General features: G+C 70.7%; 13 protein-coding genes and 1 pseudogene. 6 read left to right on the forward strand and 8 right to left on the reverse strand.

Features of this window, described 5'->3' with window-relative positions; all coding sequences use genetic code 11:
• Positions 1 to 15: 15 nt before the first annotated feature.
• Both ACQEVC_RS21800 and ACQEVC_RS21805 read right to left on the reverse strand, forming a co-directional pair.
• Entirely contained in the window at positions 16 to 1332 is a 1317-nt protein-coding gene (locus ACQEVC_RS21800; protein WP_432880396.1) for a glycosyltransferase family 4 protein, read from the reverse strand.
• 146 nt (positions 1333 to 1478) lie between these two features.
• The gene (locus ACQEVC_RS21805; protein WP_432880399.1) at positions 1479 to 3413 is read right to left on the reverse strand and encodes an amylo-alpha-1,6-glucosidase; all 1935 of its coding nucleotides are present in this window, start codon (positions 3411 to 3413) and stop codon (positions 1479 to 1481) included.
• A gap of 145 nt (positions 3414 to 3558) precedes the next feature.
• On the opposite strand from ACQEVC_RS21805, the gene ACQEVC_RS21810 reads away from it, so the two are divergent.
• Positions 3559 to 6219 (forward strand): MGH1-like glycoside hydrolase domain-containing protein, encoded by a 2661-nt coding sequence (locus tag ACQEVC_RS21810; RefSeq protein WP_432880402.1) that lies wholly within the window; start codon positions 3559 to 3561, stop codon positions 6217 to 6219.
• Between the two features lie 171 nt (positions 6220 to 6390).
• Positions 6391 to 8658 carry a S8 family serine peptidase gene (locus tag ACQEVC_RS21815; RefSeq protein WP_432880405.1) on the forward strand — a complete coding sequence of 756 codons (2268 nt, stop codon included), beginning with the start codon at positions 6391 to 6393 and terminating at the stop codon, positions 8656 to 8658.
• A gap of 134 nt (positions 8659 to 8792) precedes the next feature.
• Here ACQEVC_RS21815 and ACQEVC_RS21820 read toward each other — a convergent pair whose 3' ends face one another.
• Positions 8793 to 9449 carry a hypothetical protein gene (locus ACQEVC_RS21820; protein WP_432880408.1) on the reverse strand — a complete coding sequence of 219 codons (657 nt, stop codon included), beginning with the start codon at positions 9447 to 9449 and terminating at the stop codon, positions 8793 to 8795.
• Positions 9450 to 9862: 413 nt separating this feature from the next.
• Between ACQEVC_RS21820 and ACQEVC_RS21825 the strand changes: the two genes are divergently transcribed.
• Positions 9863 to 10696 carry an NAD(P)H-binding protein gene (locus tag ACQEVC_RS21825; RefSeq protein WP_432880410.1) on the forward strand — a complete coding sequence of 278 codons (834 nt, stop codon included), beginning with the start codon at positions 9863 to 9865 and terminating at the stop codon, positions 10694 to 10696.
• A 31-nt stretch (positions 10697 to 10727) separates the two neighbouring features.
• Here ACQEVC_RS21825 and ACQEVC_RS21830 read toward each other — a convergent pair.
• Positions 10728 to 11848 (reverse strand): annotated as a pseudogene (locus ACQEVC_RS21830) (IS630 family transposase).
• A 695-nt stretch (positions 11849 to 12543) separates the two neighbouring features.
• Positions 12544 to 13020 carry a hypothetical protein gene (locus tag ACQEVC_RS21835; protein WP_432880413.1) on the reverse strand — a complete coding sequence of 159 codons (477 nt, stop codon included), beginning with the start codon at positions 13018 to 13020 and terminating at the stop codon, positions 12544 to 12546.
• 1546 nt (positions 13021 to 14566) lie between these two features.
• On the opposite strand from ACQEVC_RS21835, the gene ACQEVC_RS21840 reads away from it, so the two are divergent.
• A complete protein-coding gene (locus ACQEVC_RS21840) occupies positions 14567 to 14842 on the forward strand; it encodes a nitroreductase/quinone reductase family protein (RefSeq protein WP_432891615.1) in 276 nt (91 codons plus the stop codon).
• Positions 14843 to 15046: 204 nt separating this feature from the next.
• Here the strand turns inward: ACQEVC_RS21840 and ACQEVC_RS21845 are convergent, their stop codons facing one another.
• Both ACQEVC_RS21845 and ACQEVC_RS21850 read right to left on the reverse strand, forming a co-directional pair.
• On the reverse strand, positions 15047 to 16204 hold the full coding sequence (locus ACQEVC_RS21845) for a serine hydrolase domain-containing protein (RefSeq protein WP_432880415.1): 1158 nt from the start codon (positions 16202 to 16204) through the stop codon (positions 15047 to 15049).
• Positions 16205 to 16529: 325 nt separating this feature from the next.
• Positions 16530 to 17345, reverse strand: coding sequence for an inositol monophosphatase family protein (locus ACQEVC_RS21850; protein ID WP_432880417.1), 816 nt, complete (start codon positions 17343 to 17345; stop codon positions 16530 to 16532).
• 420 nt (positions 17346 to 17765) lie between these two features.
• On the opposite strand from ACQEVC_RS21850, the gene ACQEVC_RS21855 reads away from it, so the two are divergent.
• Both ACQEVC_RS21855 and ACQEVC_RS21860 read left to right on the forward strand, forming a co-directional pair.
• Positions 17766 to 18308: a SigE family RNA polymerase sigma factor gene (locus tag ACQEVC_RS21855; protein WP_432880420.1), complete on the forward strand. Its 543-nt coding sequence runs from the start codon at positions 17766 to 17768 to the stop codon at positions 18306 to 18308.
• The gene (locus ACQEVC_RS21860) at positions 18305 to 19498 is read left to right on the forward strand and encodes a hypothetical protein (RefSeq protein WP_432880422.1); all 1194 of its coding nucleotides are present in this window, start codon (positions 18305 to 18307) and stop codon (positions 19496 to 19498) included. The genes ACQEVC_RS21855 and ACQEVC_RS21860 overlap by 4 nt, the downstream gene beginning before the upstream one ends.
• 132 nt (positions 19499 to 19630) lie before the next feature.
• Here ACQEVC_RS21860 and ACQEVC_RS21865 read toward each other — a convergent pair whose 3' ends face one another.
• On the reverse strand, positions 19631 to 22129 hold the full coding sequence (locus ACQEVC_RS21865) for a DEAD/DEAH box helicase (RefSeq protein WP_432880425.1): 2499 nt from the start codon (positions 22127 to 22129) through the stop codon (positions 19631 to 19633).
• Positions 22130 to 22223: the final 94 nt, after the last annotated feature.

Below are 22223 nucleotides of genomic sequence, written 5' to 3' on the forward strand. Positions count from 1 at the left end.
CGGTGTCGGCGCGGGTCAGCAGGCGGCGCCGTCGAGGGCCAGCAGGTTCCCCTCGGGTACGACGATCCGCGCCGCCCCGCTCCCGGCCCGGGTACGCGGCGCCGGGCCGGCGTTCGCCGCGCTGGCGTACACGGCGGCGGTGCGGGCCGCGATGCTCGTCCAGCCGTACCGTTCGGCGACCATGGTCCGGGCCCGCCGGGCCACCCGGCGGGCGAAGACCTCGTCGTCGAGGAGCGAGTCGACCGCACCGGCCAGCGCCTCCGGGTCGCTGTGCGGGAAGGTCACCCCGGTGACTCCCGGCTCGACGATCTCGGCCAGCCCACCGGTGGCGGCGACCGCCAGCGGCGCCCCGGCGGCGGCCGCCTCCAGGGCGACCATCCCGAACGGCTCGTAGAGGCTCGGCACCACCGTGGCGTCGGTGGCGGCCAGCACCGCCGGCAACTGCCGCTCGGTCATGAACCCGGCGAACCGTACGCTGCGGTCCAGCCCGAGCCGCTGCGCCTGGTCCTGCAACTCCTGCCGGTACGGCCCGTCCCCGGCGATCACCACCCGCAGTTCCGGGTGCCGCTCCCGTAGCCTCGGCACGGCGTGCACCAGGTGCTGTACGCCCTTCTCGTAGACCAGCCGGCCGGCGAACCCGATCAGCGGCCCGGCTCCGGCGTACCGCTTGCGGGCGGCGGCGACCGCCCGGGGCTGGGCCGACCAGGCCCGGTCGTCGACCCCGTTCGGCACCACCTCGACGTGCCCGGCCGGCAGACCGAACAGCGCGTTCACCTGGTCGCGCATGTAGCCGGAGCAGGTGATCACCCGGTGCGACTCGTGGCTGAGCCAGTGCTCGACCGAGTGGATGGTGCGGTTCATCTCGTCCGGCAGCCAGCCCTGGTGCCGGCCCGCCTCGGTGGCGTGGATCGTGGTGACCAGCGGGATGTCCAGGTGGTCGGCGAGGTTGATCGCGGTGTGCGCGACCAGCCAGTCGTGGGCGTGGATCACGTCGTAGTCGCCGGTCCGGGCGGCCCGCAGCGCGGTCCGGGTCAGCGTGTGGTTGAACGCCATCGTCCAGGCCAGCAGGCTCGGGGTGGCCAGCGGGAACCCGACCGGGTCCTCGGGGGCGCGCAGCACATGCACTCCGTCGACGTACGCCTCCACCGGGGCACCCTCGCCGTGCCGGGTGACCACCGTGACCTGGTGCCCGGCGGCGGCGAGTGCGGTGGCCAGCGCGTGCACGTGCCGGCCGAGCCCGCCGACCAGCACCGGCGGGTACTCCCAGGAGAGGATGAGCACCTTCAGCGGGCGGGCCGCGGGGAAGTTGATGACCTCGGCGTTCGGTGACATGGCCCAGCCCCCTTTGAGTTGATTCCAAGGCAGGCGCGTAGAGGCACCTGTTACGGGTGCCTACGCGTCATTGGTTGGTGCCAATACTGCCGGTGGCGGGAAAACCGGCGAAGACGTGGCCGTTGCGGGCATGTAACGCCGTCCGGTCAGTTCCGCCGTACCCGTAGAAGTTCCGCCACCGACCAGGCCTGGAAGGGCGCTCCGGTGGCACCGTGCGGCGGTACCGCGTCGGCGGTCTCGCTCACCGAGCCGAGCCCGTACTCGGGCAGGTGCGCCGCCAGCCCGGCGAACAGCTCGTCGACACCGAGCCCGGCCCGGCGGCAGGCGTCCGCGTACGGGCCGATCAGCCAGGGCCAGACGGTGCCCTGGTGGTAGCCGGAGTCCCGCTCGGCGGGGCCGCCCCGGTGCCGCTGCACGTAGCCGGGGCTCTCCGGGGCCAGACTGCGCGGGCCGAGCGGGGTGAGCAGGGCTGCGCCGATCCGGCGCAGCACCACCGGATCGGGGTCCAGCGGCGGGTACGGCAGCGACCAGGCGAGGAGCTGGTTCGGCCGGAGCAGGTCGTCGTCGTGCCGGTCGCCCGCGCCGCGCGGATAGGCCGGCGGCGGGGCGTCGACCACGTCGTAGAGCCAGCCGCTCGGGGCCGGGAAGCGGCGCCGGAACGCCGCCCGGGCCCTCTGGTGCGCGGCCGGGGCGGCACCCGGGTCCTGGCCGAGCCGCCCGGCCAGCTCGGCGAGCGCCGCCAGGCCGTTGACCCAGAGCGCGTTCACCTCGACCGGCTTGCCCGCCCGCTGGGTCACCGGTTCGCCGTCCACCCGGGCGTCCATCCAGGTCAGCGCCGCCCCGGGGCAGCCCTGGGTGAGCAGCCCGTCGGCCGGGTCGGCCACGATGCCGTACCGGGTGCCCCGCAGGTGGTCGTCGACCACCGCGCGCAGCGCCGGCAGCAGCTCGGCGGCGAGATCGGTGTCCTCGGTGACCGCCACGTGCCGGGCCACCGCGTGCAGGAACCACAGCGTCCCGTCCACCGTGTTGTACTCCACCCGCCCGGTGTCGGCGGTGTTCGCCAGCATCCCCTCCGACAGCGTCCCCGCGTACGCCCGGAGCAGCTCCCGGCCCTCGTCCGCGCGGCCGGTGCCGAGGAACAGCCCCTCGTACCCGATCATCGTGTCCCGGGACCAGGCGCCGAACCACGGATAGCCGGCCACCACGTCCGGCCCGGAGCCGGTACCGACCACGAACGCGTCGGCGGCCAGGGTCAGCGTCGCCGCCACCGCGTCCGCCGGTCTGCCGGCCGCCACCACCCGGCGGTTGCGCCGCCGGGCCGCCTCGATCAGCTCGTCGGCCGGCGGCGGCTGTTCGGCCAGGTCGCCGGCCCAGGCGAGCACCGAGACGCTGTCTCCGGGGCGGTCGAGCGTGCCGGTGAACCGGCCCGCATACCAGAGGTCCTCGTCCGGGGTGAGCCCCCGGGCCGCCTCCTCCCGGTGATGCACCCCGTGCCACCACTGCCCCTCGGCCACCCACTCCGGCCCGACCAGCCGGAACGCGTCCTCGACGACCGCTCCGCCGGCCGCCGGCTCCACCTTCGGTGCCGGGCCGTCCGCCCGCCGCTCGCCGTGGCCGTCCCGCCAGGTCACCGCCGCGGCCAGGCCGAGCCGGGCCGGGCCACCGGCGACCAGCCGGTGCCGGACCGCCAGGCAGGACCGGCCGTGCGCCATCGCCAGCTCGCGCTCCAGCACCAGGTCGCCGATCCGCCACCGCCACCGCGGCAGCCCGTCGACGAGGTCGAAGCGTTCCAGCAACTCGAAGCCGCGCGGGTCGACGTCGCCGGAGCGCCACTCGTGCGCGCCGAGCCGGACCACCGCACCGGACGGCAGGATCAGCTCCGGGTCCAGGCTGACCAGCCCGAGCCGGCGGTCCGCCGGGGTCTGTCCGGCCACCATCAACAGCCCGTGGTAGCGCCGGGTACGCAGCCCGCTCACCGTGCCCATCGCGTATCCACCGAGGCCGTCCGGGACCAGCCACTCCCGGTCGACGCCGGCCTCCAGGTGACCGCAGACCCGCGGCCCGAACTCGATCGGCAGCATGGCGCCCATGATGCCCGCTCTGGTGACCTGCCGCACACGGGCGGTGGTGACGGTCACCGCGATCGTTGGCCGGGTGAGCCGGGACCGATCACAATGATCGGAAGGATGACCGTGGGGGATCGGTCGGATGACGGGCAGGAGTCGAATGGTTGACGGGCGGGATGCGGAGCGTTCCGGGTTGGATCCGGAGCGTGCCCGACTGGCCGAGGCCGACGCCGGCGAGGAGCCGTGGCGGGCCTGGGGGCCATACCTGGCCGAACGGGCCTGGGGCACGGTCCGGGAGGACTACAGCGAGCACGGCACCGCCTGGGACTACTTCCCGCACGATCACGCCCGGTCCCGGACCTACCGGTGGAACGAGGACGGGATGGCCGGGATCTGCGACGAGTGGCAGACCTTCTGCTTCGGCCTGGCGTTGTGGAACGGCGCGGACCCGATCCTCAAGGAGCGGATGTTCGGGCTCGGCGGCGACGGCGGCAACCACGGCGAGGACGTCAAGGACTACTGGTGGTACCTGGACTCCACGCCCACGCACTCCTTCATGCGCTGGCGCTACCACTATCCGCAGGCCGCCTTCCCCTACGACGAACTGGTCGCGGTCAACGCCGCGCGCGGCCGGGACGAGCCGGAGTACGAGCTGGTCGACACCGGCATCTTCGACGACGACCGGTACTGGGCGGTGACCGTCGACTACGCCAAGGCGTCGCCGACCGACATGTGCGTCTCGATCAGGGTGGCGAACCGGGGAGACGAGCCGGCCACCCTGCACGTGCTGCCCACCCTCTGGTTCCGGAACACCTGGTCGTGGGGGCTGCCCGGCCGCGCCCAGGTGCCGAAGCTGCACGGCACCCCGGGCCGGCTGGTCGGCGAGCACTGGGTGCTCGGCCAGCTCGTGCTGGAAGGCGAGGGCGAGCCGGCCGCGCTGCTCTGCGACAACGAGACCAACACCGAGCGGCTGTGGGGACTGCCCGGGCGCAGCGCGTACCCGAAGGACGGCATCAACGACCACGTGGTGAACGGCGCCGACACGGTCAACCCGGCCGGTGAGGGCACCAAGGGGGCACTGCACTACGTGCTGGACGTACCGGCCCGGGGGGAGGCGACGATCAGACTGCGGCTCACCCGGACCGCCCCGCCGCCGGCCAGCGAGCCCGCGCCTCCGCTCGACCTCGGGGCGGAGCACGACGCGGTCATGGCGACCCGACGCGCCGAGGCGGACGAGTTCTTCGCCCGGTTGATCCCGGACGGCGCCTCCCCGCAGGAGACGTTGGTGGCCCGGCAGGCGATCGCCGGACTGATGTGGGGCAAGCAGTTCTACCACTTCGACGTGCAGCAGTGGCTGACCGGCGACCCGGCCGCCGTGCCGCCGCCGGACGGGCACCGGTACGGCCGGAACAGCTCCTGGCGGCACATGAACAGCTTCGACGTCATCTCGATGCCGGACCCCTGGGAGTATCCCTGGTACGCCGCGTGGGACCTGGCGTTCCACTGCGTCACCATCGCCCGGGTCGATCCCGGCTTCGCCAAGGCGCAACTGCTGTTGCTGCTCCGCGAGTGGTATCTGCACCCGAACGGGCAGATCCCGGCGTACGAGTGGGCGTTCGGTGACGTGAACCCGCCGGTGCACGCCTGGGCGGCGCTGAAGGTCTTCGAGATCGACGGTGGCCGGGACTTCGACTTCCTGGCCCGGATGATGCACAAGCTGCTGCTGAACTTCACCTGGTGGGTCAACCGCAAGGACATCGGCGGCAACAACGTCTTCGAGGGCGGCTTCCTCGGGCTGGACAACGTCGGCCCGTTCGACCGGTCGGCCGCGCTGCCGGTGGCCGGGGTGCTGGAGCAGTCCGACGGCACCGGCTGGATGGCCATGTACGCGCTCAACCTGCTCGACATGGCGCTGATCCTGGCGGTGCACGACCCGACGTACTCGGACATCGCGACGAAGTTCTTCGAGCACTTCGCGTACATCGCGGCGGCCGCCTACGACCAGGGACTCTGGGACGAGGAGGACTGCTTCTTCTACGACGTGCTGCGGCTGCCGGACGGCACCAGTACGCCGCTCAAGGTGCGTTCGGTGGTCGGCCTGCTGCCGCTGGCCGCGATCACCCGGCTGACCACCGTCACGCTGAACCGGCTGCCCGAGCTGACCGCCCGGCTGCGCTGGTTCCTGGCCAACAAGCCGGAGTACGCCCGGGTGATCGGCGGTCGCCGGCTCGGTGGTGACGGGCGGCAGCAGCGGCTGCTCTCCATGGTCGGCCCGGACCAGGTGGTCCGGCTGCTCGCCCGGATGCTGGACGAGGAGGAGTTCCTCTCCCCGTACGGGCTGCGTACGCTCTCCCGCCGGCATCTGGAGCGGCCGTTCGCGGTGGAGTTGGGCGGGCAGGAGTTCACCGTCGGCTACGAGCCGGCCGAGTCCACTTCCGGGCTCTTCGGCGGCAACTCCAACTGGCGTGGCCCGATCTGGATGCCGACCAACTTCATGCTGATCTCCGCACTCCGGGACCACGCGGCGTTCTTCGGCGACGACCTGCTGGTCGAGTACCCGACCCGGTCCGGGAACAAGCACACGCTGACCGAGATCGCCGACGACCTCTCCGCCCGGCTGATCGCGCTCTTCGTGCCGGACGCCTGGGGGCGCCGCCCGATCTACGGCGTCGCCGAACTCTTCCAGACCCATCCGGACTGGAAGGACCTGATCGCCTTTCCCGAGTATTTCCACGGCGACAACGGGGCCGGGCTGGGTGCCTGGCACCAGACCGGCTGGACGGCGCTGGTCGCCGACCTGATCCTGACCCTCCGCCGGTAGTCCCGGCCGCCGAAAGGTAACGGCCGCGCCCGGTCCAGATACCGACTGACCTGCTGTCGGTTACTGTCCGCCAGTATTCAAATACCCCTCGTAGTGTCCCGTTAGCCGTTTTCCGGGGCGGCGTCGCGGCACCGTCGCGCGAGCCCCGGCCATCGGCAGGAGGGGAGAAGAATGGCGATGAGAATTGCCAGCACATCAGGTCAGCGGCGGACGAGAAGAATCGCCGCCGGACTTGCCGTCGCGGTGACCGCCGGGCTGTTCGGCACGGCGGTGGTGGCACCTGCGGCCGCGGCACCGGCCGGCGGCACGATCCGGCACTCCGGTGGCGCCACCGCAGTCACCGGAAGCTACCTGGTGGTCCTCGAGGAGGCGTCCGTCGGCGCCGACTCGGTGACCGACCGGGCGGGCGTACTCGCCGCGCGGGCCGGCGGAAAGGTGGCTCGCACCTACCGGCACGCGCTGCGCGGGTTCGAGTTCACCGGCTCCGCCGAGGCCGCCCGCCGGCTCGCCACCGACCCGTCGGTGGCGTACGTCGAACAGAACCACCGGGTCCGGCTCACCGGTACGCAGACCCCGACCCCCTCCTGGGGTCTCGACCGGATCGACCGGCGCCCGCTGGCGCTCGACAACAGCTACACCTACCCGAGCACCGGCAGCGGAATCCGGGCCTACGTCATCGACACCGGGATCCGGCTCACCCACCAGACCTTCGGCGGCCGGGCAATCTCCGGCTTCGACGCGATCGACGGTGGACCCGCCAGCGACTGCCAGGGGCACGGCACCCACGTCGCCGGTACCGTCGGCGGCGCCGAGTACGGGGTCGCCAAGGGCGTGACCCTGGTCGCGGTACGGGTGCTGGACTGCACCGGCAGCGGCACCTACGCGCAGGTGATCGCCGGCGTCGACTGGGTAACCGGCGACCACGATCCCGGGGAGCGCGCGGTGGCGAACATGAGCCTCGGCGGGCCGGCGAACAGCGCCGCCAACACGGCGGTGGCCAACTCGATCGCCGACGGCGTCAGCTACGCCGTGGCGGCCGGCAACGAGAACGTGGACGCCTGCGGCGGCTCACCGGCGAGCGTCCCCGCCGCGATCACCGTGGCGGCCACCGGTGGCTTCCAGGGCGGCCCGGGCCGTACCGACGCCCGGGCCAGCTTCTCCAACTACGGCACCTGCGTCGACATCTTCGCCCCCGGGGTGGCGATCGTCTCGTCCACCATCGCCACCGACACCTCCAGCGGGGCGGCGGACGGCACCTCGATGGCCTCACCACACGTGGCCGGCGCCGCCGCGCTCGTGCTGGCGCAGAACCCGTCGTACACCCCGCAGCAGGTGCGTGACCTGTTGGTCGGCGGCGGCACCCCCGGACTGGTCACCAATCCCGGCCCCGGCTCGCCGAACGTCCTGCTCTACGTCGCGGACGTGCCGCCGCCCACCCACGACTTCGCCCTCACGGTCACCCCGGGCAGCGGCTCGGCCGGCCCGGGCGGCGCGGTCACCGCGACGGTGCGCACCCGGGTCACCGCCGGTTCGGCCCAGACGGTCGCGCTGACCGCCGCCGGACTGCCGAGGGGTGCCACCGCCACGTTCAGCCAGGCCTCCGTCGTCGCCGGCCGGTCGTCGGTGCTGACGATCCGGGTCGGCTCGGCGGCACTGCCCGGAAGCTACCCGGTGACGGTCACCGGCACCGGCCCGTACGCCACCCGGACCGCCCGGTACACGCTGACCGTCACGAACCCCGGCGGCTGCACCGGCACCAACAACACCGACGTCGGGATCCCGGACCTGTCGACGGTGGAGAGCGCGGTGACCATCTCCGGTTGCCCCGGCCGGGCGTCGGCGTCGAGCACCGTGCGGGTGCGGATCCTGCACACGTTCCGCGCCGACCTGGTGGTCAGCCTGGTGGCGCCGGACGGCAGCGGGTACGTCCTGCACAACCGGACGGGCGGCGGTGAGGACAACATCGACCAGACCTTCCGGGTCAACCTGTCCAGCGAGACGGCGAACGGCCGGTGGCGGCTGCGGGTGCAGGACGCGGCACCCCTGGACGTCGGCCAACTCGACACCTGGACGCTGAACCTGACCGCCGGCACGCCGACGGCCTGTGCCGGCAGCAACGCCACCGGGGTGGCCATTCCGGACCTCGGCACGGTGCAGAGCCCCATCACCCTCGCCGGCTGCTCGGGCAATGCCTCGACGACCAGCGCGATCGCCGTGCGGATCTCGCACGGCCGGGTCGCCGACCTCGTGCTGCGGCTGGTCGCCCCGGACGGTAGCTCCTACCTGCTGCGCAACCGGGTCGTCGGTGGGTCACCGCTCAACGAGGTCTACCTGGTGAACCTCTCGTCGGAGGCCCGCAACGGCGGCTGGCGCCTGCGGGTGCAGGACGCTGCGGCCCCGTACGGCGGTCGCCTGGACGGTTGGTCACTGACGATCTGACCGGACGAAGCTGCCCCGGCGTGCCTGGCACGCCGGGGCAGGGTACGGCCTCAAGATTGCGCTACTTCAGCGAACCGGAACCCACGGCTGGCCGACAGCACTACCTCCGGGACACAGCGCGATCCCCGCCTCGGTCAGGCGGCGGTGGACCAGATGGCGGTGAAGGCGGCCGCCTCGCCGGCAAGCCAGCGTTCGACCTGGTCGGGGCGGACGGCGGCGTCCCAGTGGTGTGCGACGCCCCGGCGCACGTCGACCAGCACCGGCTCGGCACCGGGCAGCACCTGGTCCATCTGCCGGCCCATCAGGTGCAGGGTGGCCAGCAGTGCCTCCTGGCTCGGCGGCTGCTCGTCGAAGTGCAGCCGGACGGCCTCCCGCCGGCCGTCGTCGTAGCGCAGGCCGAGGTGCGGGTTGACCTTCACCGGCAGTTCGCCGACCATCCCGAGCGCGTCGTGCGTCTGGGCGAGCTCGACCGTCGACAGGTCGCCGAGCGAGTGCAGGTAGCTCACCGCGCCCGGGACCAGCGCCTCGTAGAGCGGGCGCCAGCGCGGCTTGACCACCCCGGCGATCTCGGCCAGGTGACGGCCGCCGGTCCGGAACGCGATGTCGGTCTTGAGCGCCTTGACGAGCTGCCCGTGCGGGTTGAAGCCGGAGCGGCTCGCGCGCTGCTTGCGCAGGCCGCCGACGAACGTCGCCTTGGCCGGGCCGGTGCGGTCGACGTAGCGGGTGAAGGCGAGCAGGGTGGCGTAGGGGAGGGGGGCGGCAGTAGGCGCGGTGGCGACAGACTCTGGCACGGCTGTCCTCCCAGTTCAGAAGCCGTTTTAGTACACACATTCTAATTGATTTCCGCCGCTCCGCCCAGCCCAAAAGGGTCATATCCGGTGTCGCGTCCGGGCAAACCTTGCGAGTGTCCGGGTTACCTTGCGAGTGATCTTGCGAGGCGTCCGGAATAGCTTGCAAGTCACCCGTACGCGCCGGGTTGGTAGCTGTGTTGTGGCATCGACGGCACGCCAACAGGCGACTCTCGACGCCTCACTGGCAATCCGCCGACGGACCTTGAAAGGTGCCAGTAGATCTGGATGTAGCTGCCCTCGTCCGTCCGCACCAACTTGTCCCGCCGCTGGTCGAGAAGCGGCGCAGGTTTCGGCTCCTTGACCTTGAGCGCAGTTGAGGTTCTAGCGTCGTCGGCGACGAAGGGAGTTCGACTGTGACAACGCTGGTTACGGGTGCCACCGGGAACACCGGCCGACACGTGGTGGCAGAACTGGTCCGCCGAGGAGAGCCCGTTCGGGCACTGACGCGGAATCCGGCTGCGGCCGCGAGAAGGTTTCCGGCTGAGGTGGAACTGGTGGCCGGCACGCACACGACACCGGAGTCGTTGGACGCCGCCCTCGATGGCGCCAGTCGGTTGCATATCACGGTGACGGCGGGGCTCGCCGAGGTCGGGCCCGACTTGGTGCGGCGGGCGGTTGGTGCAGGTGTGCGGCGCATCACCGTGGTGTGGGGTGGTGACGTGGGGCCGGTCGAGCAAGCTGTAGCGGACTCGGGTGTGGAGTGGACACGCCTGGAACCGCAAGAGTTCATGTCCAACACGTTCAACTGGATCGAATCGGTTCGGACCGAGGGGAACGTGCGCGAGCCATACAACTTTCCCAGCGCGCTCGTCCACGAGGCCGACATAGCGGCAGTGGCGGCAGTCGCGTTGCTCGACGATGGCCACGCGGGGCGTGTCTACAACCTCACCGGGCCTGAGTCGCTGACCCCGCGCCAACGGATCGCGATCCTGTCCCGGGCAATCCGCCGCGACATCGTTTTCGTCCCGATCACGCACGAACAGGCTGTCGACAGGCTGGTGGCCACCGGTGAATCCCGGGCGGACGCCGAATATGTCATCGGCTGGTACTCCGCACCCAACGATGCCTCCACGGCCGTCGTCGACACCGTCGAGCAGGTGACCGGCCGCCCGGCGCGCACGTTCGCACAGTGGACGGTCGAGCACGCAGAACGCTTCCAGGCGCCCGCGTTACGGCCGCCTAGCTAGTGCTGTGACCACGAACGTTGGCCGGGTTGGGTCATGCTGCTCGGGTGGTGGTTTGGCCCCATCGGTGTTGGCGTTCGCTACGGATTCGGGCTCGTTCGCGGCGTTGTGCGGCGAGGATGTCGGGGTGGCGGGCGTTGGTGTTGCGCCAGCGGAGGTAGGCGTGCAGGGCGCGGGTGGCGACGGTGTGGTTGGGATGGTTCGAGCGGTCACGACGAAGGTGCGTAGCGGGCCGAAGTGGGCCTCGATCGGGTTCGCTCAGGAGGAGTACGTCGGGGTGAAGCACAACTCGACCCGGTTGGTTGCTGCCCATGCCTTGATCCGGTGGCCCTTGTGCGCGGAGAGGTTGTCCAGGATGACGTAGATCGGTGCCGTGTCCGGTCGGGCAGCGCGGATCGACTTGAGGGCGGCGAGGGCGTTGGTCGCGGATTTCCGGGTCCGGACGACGCCCCAGAGGGTGTCGTCGCCGACGCTGTAGCAGGCGTGGAACTGCCGGACCCCGTGCAGCTTGTGATAGTTCGCGGGGAGCCGGTCGGGGTGACCTCGCGCCGACCATGAAGCGCCGGGGTGCGGGCGGATGGTCAGTGGCCCGAACTCGTCGAAGGCGAAGACCCGGTCCGGGAACGAGGTGGTGACTTCCTCGATCCGGGCGAGTTTCGCCTGCGCCTGGGGGTCGTTGGTCTCTTTCCACGTCTTCGTGCGTTGGAAGGTGATCTCGTGCTTGTGGAGAAACTCCCGTAGCCGTTCACGGCCGATCGTCACCCGGCGGGTGCCGTGGTTGTGGGCCAGGTAGTCGGCGAGTTTCCGAAGGCTCCAGCGGGTGAACGGCTGGTCGAGGGCCTGTGGTCGGGTCGTGGCCGTCGCGACGATGAACGCCTCGTCGTCTTCACTGATTCGGCGGGGACGGCCACCCGCCCACCGAGGGTCCAGGCAGGCCAGGCCCATCTCGTTGAACCGGTGGATCACCTCCCGGATCGCGTCCTCATCACCCTGGACCAAGCGGGCGATCGCCGGAACCGTGTTACCGCTGGCGGAGGCCATGATGACCATCGCCCGCCGCAGCCGGATCGGAGAACCCGTCCCACGCCGCACGATCTGCTGTAATCGCCGGCCCTCGTCATCACTGAGCCGGCGAGCCCGAACAGGTTCTGCCATCTCGACAGCCTGAACCCCCGAGTACAGCCAACCCGCGAACGCCGACCGGCGTGTCACCCAACCCGGCCAACGTTCGCGGTCACAGCACTAGGTTGCGGGACTGAGCGAGGACCAGGACGTTTATCGACAGCCCGGTTCACTGGCGTCGGTACAGCGCCGGAATCTGCAAGGTAGGTCCGGACACTCCGGTCCGTCGGTGTCCGGACCTACCTTGCGAGTCACCGGGCAGCGTCTTGATCATCCGCAACCTTCGACCCGACGCGACAGGGCTGTCGCTTTCGCGTGGACCCTGCGAGTGTCCGGGGAACTCTGCGAGTGATCTTGCGAGCCGTTCGGAACAGGTTGCGAGTCGCCCGTACGCGCCGAGTTGGTCGCCGAAAGACGGCGTCACTGGAGAGCAGGATGCCGTGGTATGAGCGTCGATTCTCTGACGAGCTCCGGGGTGCCGGTGACCCGGAACCGGGCGCGGATGCCGTCCGGGCGGTTGAACTGCCTTAACGTCCGGCCGGCGGACGAGGAGATGCGTGAAGTTCCTGCGGCGGCCTGCCGGGCGGGTTTGACTCCGACCGGGTACGCGGGAGAGGTAGCGGTCGCGGCGACCTTGGCGGATGCCGAGCGCAGCGCCGCCGCGGCAAGCTTCAGGCGGACGCGACAATACCGACTGTCGGGTCCGTACGGACCTTGCGGCGTCCGGACTACTCCGCGGGGCCGGCGAAGGGCGCCGTCGAAGAGGGCCAGCCGAGTCTTCCCATGGCCTCCTCCAGTCGTGCCTGGTCCTCGGCATGGGCCTGGCGAACAGGGTCCCTATGGCCGTGCAGCCAGATGTACGTTCTCGGGGACAAGACCGACTTGTCGGCCACCTGGTTGAACTCGGCGACCACCGCCCGCCACCCGTCCAGATCCGCAGGGTAAGGCCGCGGCCCGGTGAGACTGCCCACTGTCAGACACGGCTTCCCGTCCCTTCCGATCCGCAGCTTGAAAAACGTGCCCAGGGTGTGGACGTTGCGAACCTCGAAGTGGTATCCGGAGTCGGCGTCTTCCAGCCTGGGCAGGTCACACTCCGGGGCCTGCCGCGTCCACTGATCCACGTCGAACGGCAGCGGTCCCATGAAGCGCCGCAACCGAAGTTCGCGCCCGACAGCCAGCAGGAGGTCCGGAGCCTCACTCATCATGAAACCAGTGTGCCGCTGCCCATACTTGCCCCGCCACCCGCCCACTTTGACCCTACTGCCCGAGAACCGCAAAGTACGTCCGGCTGACCTGGCGGTCCGCGAGGTACGTGCGGACGTCTCTGTGCTCGGTTGTCCCGCGTCCGCTATCCGCAACCAGACGCGACACCGACTGCCGTGTCCGCGCCAACGCTGCGAGTGTCCGGGAAAGTCTAGGCATGGCTCCGACGCGTCTGACGTGGCGCTGGATGGGTTCCGGCTCGGGTACGTCGGCGCGGAAACCACCATCTCTTGGGCCCGGGCGCACGCGCCGCTGCCGGCCCGGGTGCGCCGGCCATAGTGGTGAGCGCATCCCGCACCTGGCACGGAAGCCCAGCAACACGGTACCGCCGTTGACCACTCCAGCCGGAGAATTCCTCCACCCACCGCCGACTCAAACCAACAAGATCCACCGAAATCGCAGGGTAGTTCTGACCAATCCCGGCCGGATCGGTCAGATCTACTCTGCGCAGCGCTGGTCAGCCGGCCGACGGTTCGCAGACTTCAACTGGATCGGACATCTTTTCTGTTCGGTCCGGGCGAAGGTGGCCCGTCCGCTTGAACGTGGCCAACGGCTTGGCCACGTCCGGCGGGAGATGGCCAGCCGGTACGGTGCCGGAGTGCTGCGTGCAGTGCACGGCCTGGGTGGCAGGCTGGCGGCTGAGTACAACGTCGGCTTCGCGCGGCGGGAGCTCGACCGGGTGATCGACCCGAGGCATGCGTCTCGGCGACGATGAGCACGAGGAAGCTAGAGTCTTTTCTATGTCCGGGCAGCGTCGGCAACGCCAGCCATCTCCGCGATGGGCGGGCAGCGCTGTCGCTGTTGCCGTTGCTACCGCTGTGGCAGAGGTCTTGAAGATCTGTGCTGGACTCACCGATACCCCCACACCATCCCAGGTGGGGTTCGCGGTCGCGACCATGCTTCTGGTGGGCTTTCTTACCGCCCTGACGGTCCCGAGCCTCAAAAAACTCACGGGCACGCTGTCATCAGCATGACCCAGACGGCATGAGCTTGCCTCACACCCTTGGCGTCGCCGACGCAGCGTTCGTGGCCAGCGTCGGCGTCATCCTCAGTGCGGTTCGCTTCCTGTACGTCGAGCAACCTCACTAGCGGCAGTACGACGGGGATTGGCCAGGTTGCCCCGGACGGACGACCGCAAGACAGTCCGGACGAACCTGGCCGATCCCACCTCAGCGACACAGGCATTGGCCATCCCCGCGTGGAGCGGACACTGCGTGCCGCGTCCGCGCGAACCTTGCGAGTGTCCGGGTTACCTTGCGAGCTGCTGGTCAGCGCCATGGCGGGGTCCCTCCGCCGACGGCTGGGACCGGAAATCCGCAAGGTAGGTCCGGACGATTGGGCTCGCCGGCATCCGGACCTACCTTGCGAGTCGCTGCTCAGCGTCTTGATCATCCGCAACTTAGAACCGGACGCGACATCCGGTGTCGCGTCCGGACGAATCTTGCGAGCGTCGGGTTAGTCTGCGAGTGATCTTGCGAGCTGTCCGGAATACCTTGCGGTCACCCGTGGCCTACCCCAGCCCAGGACCACCAGCACCGGGCAGAGCCCAGCCCGGCCGACCGGCACAATGAACCTTTTCAACCTTCCCTTGCGGCCCGCAGTGGCGCAGGTGGAGGTCGGGGCGCACCGCCGCGCGCGGTCGCCGCGTATCCGCCGTACGCCGAATACCAGGAAAAGACCGACCGGGTGATCCCCGTCTTCGTGTTGGAACCCAGGTATGTGGCAGGGCCGGCGGACGCCCCACGGTCGTCAACGAGGACCTGATCCGCGTGGCCCCGACATGCCGCGCAACCCGGCCGGTAGCGCTCCGTAGCACAGCGTAAGTCCGGACACTTCGGCCCGCCAGCGTCCGGACCTACCTTGCGGACCGCTGGTCAGCGCCTTGATCAGCGGCAGCCGTCAAGCGGACGCGACATCCGCGGAGTCCCTATCTGGGTCGCGAATTCACTCGCACGTGCCGCGTCGCTCCTAGCCGGCCGGTGTCCAGGCTCCAGCCGCCAGCCGTTGGAACTCGGCGGCCGCGCCGTTGAACAGGAAGTCGAAGGACTGGGTCAACGCGATCGCGATCAGGTCGCGGTTGGGGTCGTTGTACCACACGGCGCCGTAACCGCCGTCCCAGCCGTAGCGGCCGGGCTCCGATATCTCGTCCGGTACGACGCTGACGCCCATGCCGTAACCCCAGCCGCGCCCGCCGAGCGGGAACGGCCCGGTATCGGCTATCTGCTGCGGTGTCAGGTGATTGGTCGTGAGCAGCCGGACCGACTCCGCCGACAGCAGGCGCCGACCGCAGTGAACTCCCCGGTTGCGCAACAATCGACTGAACGCCAGATAGTCGTCGATGGTGGATGCCAGCCCCGCCGCGCCGGACGGGAAGGCCGGCGGCCGGGCCCACTCGCTCGGCGGGGAGACCGGCACCAACTCCAGCCGTCCGGTCTCTGGGTTCACCTGGTGGAGGCCAGGCAACCGAGCGGCCTCCCGGGCCGGTAGCGAGAACCCGGTCCGCCTCATGCCCAGCGGCCCGAAAACGCGCTTCCTGAGGAAATCCTGCAGCGGCATGCCCGAGGCGCGAGCGATCAGCACACCCAGCACGAGCGAGCCGGCGTTGTACTGCCACCGCTCACCCGGCTGCTGCATCAACGGCAGGGTGCCGAAGCGCCGGATCCACTCGTCCGGCCCGTGCGGGGTACGCGGGTCCGGCGCCGACATCGTGAGCTGCAACTCGTTGGCCGCGTTGATGATCGGGTAGGGCGGGTCGAAGCTCGGCTCGAAAATGATGCCGTACCCCATCCGGAACGTCAGGAGGTCCTCGACCGTGATCGGGCGTACCGCCGGCACCGTCTGGTCCAGCGGCCCGTCGATGCGGGCGAGTACGCGCCGCTCGGCCAACTCGGGCAGCAGCCGGTCGACCGGTTCGTCCAGCGCGAGCCTGCCGTCCTCGACCAGCATCATCGCGGCCGTGGCGATGATCGGCTTCGTCATCGAGGCGATCCGGAACGGTGTACTGCGCTGGATCGGCTCATCGCCGTCCAGCGACACCCTCCCGATCGTGTCGACATGCACCGCGCCGCCGTGAGCAACGAGGTAGACGATCCCGAGCAGCTCGCCCCTGGCGATGCGCGCCGCCATCGCTGCATGCAGGCGAGCGAGTCCGGCCCGCGATGACTGAGTCGTACCCGTGACGCTCGCCGACGCCGGCCCCACCGCGCCGTGCGGTCCGAGGCCACTCGTGACCACCGACGCACCCACCGCGAGAGCCCCCGTCAACATCGCTCGCCGGTCCATTCCACGGCTCCTCTCGGTTGCCTCGGCTACCTGGTTGCGCCCCGGCAACCCCAAGCCTCACGAAGCACGATAGGCGGCGGCGGCTTCGGATCGGCTTCGCCGAGGGCGGCCGGAGGGGGCTCGGCCCTGGCGGCCGATCCGGTGGTGCCGCCGGCAGACCGCGGAGGACTCAGGCCGGGGTGTCGGCACCGGCCAGGAACTGGCTCTCGACCAGGGCCAGCAGGGCGGCGTGGGTCTGTTCGTCGGCCGCCACGACGAGGCCGCCCACCCCGGTGTGCAGCGGCTGCCCGCGCAGGCCGGTGACCACGCAGCCGGCGGCCCGGCACAGGGCGATCCCGCTGGCGAAATGCACACTGTTCCGCAGGTGGCCGTCGGTCACGTACCCGGCCCGCCGACCGGCCGCGACCCAGGCCACCGCGAGGGTGCTGGAGATCACGCGTGGGCGGAACCGCTCGGCGAACCCCCGGTCGGCGAGCAGGCGTACCGCCCGGAAGGCGGGATCGTTCGGGAACGGCGGATCCAGGTTGACGTCCACCAGCCAGGAGTCGGCCGACGGCCGGAGTTCGGCGTCCACGCCGTCGTGGCGTACCCGGGCCCGGGTGCCGTCGGTCCAGAACACCTCCGCGCCGAACGGGTCGGCCGAGGCCGCCACGGTGGTCTCCGGGCCGGAGCGCAGCGCGACGTTGACCGCGACCAGCATGCTGCGGGCGGCGTAGTTCAGTGTTCCGCAGAGCGGGTCGACCAGCCATTCCCGACCGTTCCCGGCGGATCCCGTGCGGCCGCTCTCCTCACCGACCACGGTGTCGTCCGGGCGAGCGGCGCGCAGTACCGCCAGGATCGCCTGCTCCGCCTCGATGTCGGCGGCGGTGGCGAAGTCGCCCGGACCCTTGGCGAACCGGGCCAGCGCGGTGCCGTAGTGCGAGCGCACCACCTCGGCCCCTGCCTGCGCCGCCGCGACGGCCAGCTCGTGATCGGTGATCGTCATGCGGGCAAGGATAGGAGCCGGACTGGCCGCCAGGCAGCCGCAAGGCGCCGGGCAGCCGCGCCGGGCCGGCGGGCGGACCGTCCAGCGGTCCCGGCCCTGCTCGATCATCAGCAGTGCCGGGCCGCGGGCCGCCGGGCCGGTGCCGATCAATGAACCTTTTCCACTCCCCTTGCGGTCCGTCGCAGTGCGAGATCGGACGCGGTGGGTGAGCGCCGCGCGGTTCAGGTTGAAAAGGTTCAACGGCCAAATCGTCGCGCTCGACAGCGCGGAGGCGACGACGTGCGCGAACTCGTCGGACAGTTCCGCTGGCATCTGGACGACAGTCGAATACAGCGACGTGGCTGCAACCCGATCCGAGAGCGGCACGTGTTACCGGCACTTCCCGGCCAGCGGTCGGGGAACCAATATGGGGGAGGGGTCGTGCGATTGTCCACGCCGCCGCGTCTTGACGAACCGCCGCCGCCAGGTGCCGGGCGGAAGCTGCCCGAGGTCGACTTCGACGCGTTCTACCAGGCCCATTTCCGGGCGCTGACCGTACAGCTCTGCGCGTACACCGGCGATCTGGGGCATGCGCAGGACCTGGTGCAGGAGGCGTTCTGCCGGGCATTCTCCCGGTGGCAGAAGATCGTCCAGTACGAGGACCCGGTGGCATGGATCCGCAAGGTCGCCTGGAACCTGGCCACCAGCCGGTGGAGGCGACTACGTACCGCTCAGCTCTTCCTGCGCCGGCAGCGTGAGGAGCACGTACCGGCGCCCAGCCTGGACCGTGTCGCGCTGGAGGCGGCCCTCGCGCTGCTGCCCCCCAACCAGCGCCGAGCTGTCGTCCTGCACTATCTGGCCGACATGTCCATCTCGGAGATCGCCTCTCAGGAGGGCGTGGCTGAGGGAACCGTCAAGTCCTGGTTGCACCGCGCCCGGACCGCGCTGGCCGTCCACCTGACCGACCGAGGAGCACAGCCGTGATTGCCGACGACACCTTCCTGAACAGCCAGTTCGCCGCCTACCGCAGCGAGCGGATGACCGATGTCACGCCGGCCGGTTCGGGCGCCGTACGCAGCACGGTGCGGCACCGCCGCAGGGTCGCGGTCACGACCGGCGCCGCGGTCGCCGTGGCGCTCATCGTCGGCCCGGTGGCCGGGTACGCCGCCCTCAGCCAGGATCAGACGCCACCCCCGCCAGGTACCTCGACCGAGCCCACCGCGCACCCGACCTCCTCCCCGTCGGTGAGTCCGCGGGCGAGCGCCGCCACCACCGCCCCGACCGCGCCGGAGGGCCGCGTCACCACCGCCGACCTGCTCGCCGTCCAGCTCGACCTGCCGCGGTGGTGGGGCGACGCGCCATGCCAGAGTCGGGGCCGGCTCGCGAGCAGGGCGCCTCAGGAGGAGGGCAACTGGTTGCAGAGCGCCGACTACGCGGACGTGGACCGGGACGGCGCCGAGGAGACCGTGGCCATGATCGGCTGCAAGTTCAACCAGGCCGTGGTGCAGACCCAGGTTGCGGTCTTCGACCGGGACACGACCGGCAAGATCGTCACCAAGGGCCAGGTGCTGACGAGCCGGCCGGTCGGCTGGATCTTCCAGGTCGACACTCGGCCGGACGGCTCGATCCGAATCGAGGTCGGCGACCGGGAGCCGGTCGGCGGCCGGGGGTCGGCTGTCGCGGTCCGGCAGTGGCGCACGTACGGCTGGACCGGCGAGAAGTTCGCGCAGACCGGCGGCCCGACCAGCTTCCCCGCCCACCCGAGCCTGGCCGACCTGCGGGTGACCGCCACCGACCTGGTGTACGGCGCGCAGGCCGCCGACGGGTCGCGGCACGCCACCACCACCGTCACGATCCGCAACGCCGGGCCCGCCGATGCGGACTACGTGTTCCTGTCGTTGGAACTGGGCCAGAATGTGCGCCACGAGGGCAACGGATGGACCAGCTGCCTGGAAGCGGATACCAACACCCGCTCGTCGCCGCCCAACCTCGGCTGCCTGCTGGGCCGGATATCGGCCGGCCAAACCAGGACTCTCGTGCTCGGCGTGGCCAGCAGCGGCGCGAAGCTGACCCAGGTCTCAGCCCGAGCTCACGTGATGCGCCTCGACAAGCAGCGAGACCCCGTGCCGGACGTCAAGGAAGCTGACAACGAGTTCCACTTCGACCAGCGCTAGCCCACGCGGGGCGCTGCGGGTGGCCGAGAAGGTCCACCGGCAACGCCCCGCCCCGGCGCGGGCCGCACGCCGATCCGTGACCGGGCTTCACCGAGTCGGACGGGCCCGGGCGGTCGCCCGGCCGGCAAACCGTCAGAGCGCTCCGACCTCGGTCACCCGGAGCACCGCCGTGCCCGCCGCGTCGGAGGCGGCCAGGTCGACCTCGGCGCTGATCCCCCAGTCGTGGTCGCCGTCCGGGTCGTCGAGGATCTGCCGGACCGTCCAGCGGTCCCGGCCCTGCTCGATCATCAGCAGTGCCGGGCCGCGTGCCGCCGGGCCGGTGCCGATCTCGTCGTACGCCTCGAAGTACGGCTCCAGCGCGTCGGCCCAGGCGTCGGCGTCCCAGCCGTCCTCGGCGTCGAGCGCGCCCAGCTCGTCGAAACGGCGCAGGGCGGCCAGCTCCACCCGGCGGAACAGCCCGTTGCGGACCAGTACCCGGAAGGCGCGGATGTTGCCGGTGACCGCGGGCGGCTTGTCGTCCACCACCACGGCGGCCGGGTCGGCCGGGTTGCGCAGCCGCTCCCACTCGTCGATCAGGCTGGAGTCCACCTGCCGGACCAACTCGCCGAGCCACTCGATCAGGTCGATCAGTTCCTCGGTCTTGGCGTCCTCCGGCACGCTCTGCCGCACCGCCTTGTACGCGTCCGCCAGGTAGCGCAGCACCAGCCCCTCCGAGCGGGACAGGCCGTAGAAGTTGACGTACTCGACGAAGGTCATCGCCCGCTCGTACATGTCCCGGACCACCGACTTCGGCCGCAGCTCGTAGTCGGCGACCCAGGGGTGCCCCCGCCGGTACATCTCGTAGGCGGCGTCCAGCAGTTCGGCGAGCGGCTTCGGGTGGGTCACCTCGTCGAGCAGTTCGAGCCGGGCCTCGTACTCGATGCCGTCGGCCTTCATCGCCGCCACCGCCTCGCCCCGGGCCTTGAACTGCTGCGCCGAGAGCACCTGACGCGGGTTGTCCAGTGTGGACTCGATCACCGACAGCACGTCCAGGGCGTAGGTCGGGGACGCCGTGTCCAGCAGCTCGATCGCGGCCAGCGCGAACGGCGAGAGCGGCTGGTTGAGCGCGAAGTCGAGCTGGAGGTCGACGGTCAGGCGTACCCGTCGACCCTGCTCGTCCGGCTCGGCGAGTCGCTCCACCACCCCGCCGGCCAGCAGCGCCCGGTAGATGGCGATCGCCCGCCGGATGAGCCGGCGCTGCGCGGCGGGCTCCTCGTGGTTGTCGGTCAGCAGGTGCCGCATCGCGGCGAACGCGTCGCCCGGCCGGCTGATCACGTTGAGCAGCATCGCGTGGCTCACCTGGAAGCTCGACGTCAACGGCTCCGGCTCGGCCTCGACCAGTCGTTCGAAGGTGGGCCGGCCCCAGCCGATCGACCCCTCTGGAGGCTTCTTCCGGACCACCTTGCGGCGCTTGCGCGGGTCGTCGCCCGCTTTGGCCAGGGCCTTCTCGTTCTCGATCACGTGCTCCGGCGCCTGCACCACCACCGTGCCCATGGTGTCGAAGCCGGCCCGGCCGGCCCGGCCGGCGATCTGGTGGAACTCGCGCGCCTTGAGCAGCCGGGTCTTGACGCCGTCGTACTTCGACAGGCCGGTGAAGAGGACAGTGCGGATCGGCACGTTGATCCCGACCCCGAGGGTGTCGGTGCCGCAGATGACCTTGAGCAGCCCGGCCTGGGCCAGCGTCTCCACCAGCCGCCGGTATTTCGGCAGCATCCCCGCGTGGTGTACCCCGATGCCGTGCCGGACCAGCCGCGACAGCGTACGCCCGAAGCCGGCGGTGAACCGGAAGTTGCCGATCGCCTCGGCGATCATGTCCTTCTCGGCCCGGGTGGCGACGTTGACGCTCATCAGCGCCTGGGCGCGCTCGAGTGCGGCTGCCTGGGTGAAGTGCACGACGTAGATCGGCGCCTGCCGGGTGGAGAGCAGTTCCTCCAAGGTCTCGTGCAGCGGCGTCATCGCGTACGAGAACATCAGCGGGACCGGCCGCTCGGCGTTCTTGACCAGTGCCGTCGGCCGCCCGGTACGCCGGGTCAGGTCGTCGACGAACCGGGTGACGTCACCCAGCGTGGCGGACATCAGCACGAACTGCGCCTGTGGCAGCTCGATCAGCGGTACCTGCCAGGCCCAGCCCCGGTCCGGCTCGGCGTAGAAGTGGAACTCGTCCATGATCACCATGCCGACGTCGGCCCGCTCGCCGTCCCGCAGCGCGATGTTGGCGAGGATCTCCGCCGTGCAGCAGATGATCGGCGCGTCCTCGTTGACGCTGGCGTCCCCGGTCAGCATCCCGACGTTCTCGGCACCGAAGATCTCGCAGAGCGCGAAGAACTTCTCCGAGACCAGCGCCTTGATCGGCGCGGTGTAGAAGCTGACCCGGTCGTCGGCCAGGGCCGCGAAGTGGGCGCCCGCGGCGACCAGGCTCTTGCCGGAGCCGGTCGGGGTGCTCAGGATCAGGTTCGCCCCGGAGACGATCTCGATCAGCGCCTCCTCCTGGTGCGGATAGAGGCTGAGGCCACGCTCCTGCGCCCAACCGGCGAACGCGTCGAAGAGGGTGTCGGGGTCGGCGCTGCCCGGCAGCTGGTCGGTGAGCGTCATAGCCGGTCCATCGTGCCTGGCCCGGCTCGGCAACGCCAATCCTCCGGCCCGGTCCAGATGATCTCGCCCGCCTCGGTGCGGTTGCCTCTGTCGT

Source organism: Plantactinospora sp. CA-294935, assembly GCF_050936445.1.
GTDB lineage: Bacteria > Actinomycetota > Actinomycetes > Mycobacteriales > Micromonosporaceae > Plantactinospora.